A 1,275-nucleotide genomic window follows, 5' to 3' on the forward strand; every position below is an offset into this window, starting at 1 on the left:
GCGCTCAACCGCTCGACGCGATCACACCCGTAGTCGTCGGCGCAGGCGGGGCGACCAGTGAGGTGCGCTGCAGCGGCGGAGATGATGCCCGTGGGCGGGAGTTCCGCGAACGATGCGGTGTGGTCGAGGATGCGCCGATCGCAGTGCCGATCGGTGGAGGCATCTGTCTCCGAGGCCCACGACCGCTGACCCAGGCGGCGGCGAGGGCCCTGATCGTGCAGCTGTGTCTGCGCTTCAGCGCCGCACAACTGTCCCTGGTCGGCGCAGATCCGGGCGGTGCCGCCCTCTCCGCCTACGGGTTCGAGAGTCTCCCGCATACGCGACGTGGGCATCGAGGCGGCTTCCGGGTGGGGGTCGGCTCCACCGCTGAGGGACGGCCGCAGGCGGATGCGATGATCTGGCTGGCCTCGGTCGAAGAGGACGTGCCAGAGGGCATCACGACGGTCATCGACATCATCGAACCGCGACGGGGGACGTTGCGCACCCCGAACGGCTTGATCGCCATCGCTGTCGAGTGCTTGTCGTTCGCGCAGGCAGGCGCCGTGGGTGCAGAGCTCGCGCATCGGGGCGACGAGGTCGATGTGCTCCCCGACGCGGCGTCGCTCTCCGAGCTCGCACAGCCTCAGGACGCAGACGGATTGGCCGCGACGATCGGTCGCGGTGAGAGGGGGAGCATCACGGTCGACATCGTCGGCGACGGGCCGCACGCGATCGTGACCGGTATGACGGGGACGGGCAAGAGCGAGCTGCTCGTCAGCTGGGTCACAGCCATCGCATCGGTGAACGGACCGGATCGCGTGACCTTCGTGCTCGCCGACTTCAAGGGCGGCACCGCATTCGAGCCGTTGCGCGCGCTGCGGCAGGTGGTCGCCGTCATCACCGACCTCGACGAGGAGGGCGCCAGGCGCGGCGTCTCCAGCCTCACGGCGGAGCTGCGGCGGCGAGAGGCGGTGCTGGCCGCTGCGGGAGTTCGTGATGTGCGTGATGTCTCGATGCCGCGGCTGGTCATCGTGGTCGACGAGTTCGCGGCCCTGCTGTCAGAACACCCCGACCTGGGCGCGGTGTTCACCGACATCGCAGCCCGCGGCCGCGCGCTCGGCATGCATCTCATCATCGGCACGCAGCGTGCGTCCGGGGTCATCAGAGACGCACTGGCCGCGAACTGCCCCCTTCGCATCAGTCTGCGGGTCGGAGACGTCGCAGACAGCCGACTCATGATCGGCACGGACGCGGCCGCGATGCTGGCGGGCGACGCGAGCGCGCGCGGGCACGGGC

Annotated in this window: 2 protein-coding genes; one reads left to right on the forward strand and one right to left on the reverse strand. The window is 70.0% G+C overall.

All coding sequences use genetic code 11. The features are described 5' to 3' along the window. Positions 1 to 332 (reverse strand): hypothetical protein (locus KZA10_RS18345; protein ID WP_256934951.1); only part of this gene is annotated, 332 nt, incomplete at its 3' end. A gap of 60 nt (positions 333 to 392) precedes the next feature. Here KZA10_RS18345 and KZA10_RS15570 point away from each other — a divergent pair. Beyond that, positions 393 to 1,275 (forward strand): FtsK/SpoIIIE domain-containing protein (locus KZA10_RS15570; protein ID WP_256934954.1); only part of this gene is annotated, 883 nt, incomplete at its 3' end.

Origin of the sequence: Microbacterium sp. BF1 (genome assembly GCF_019279095.1) — a bacterium.
GTDB lineage: Bacteria > Actinomycetota > Actinomycetes > Actinomycetales > Microbacteriaceae > Microbacterium > Microbacterium maritypicum.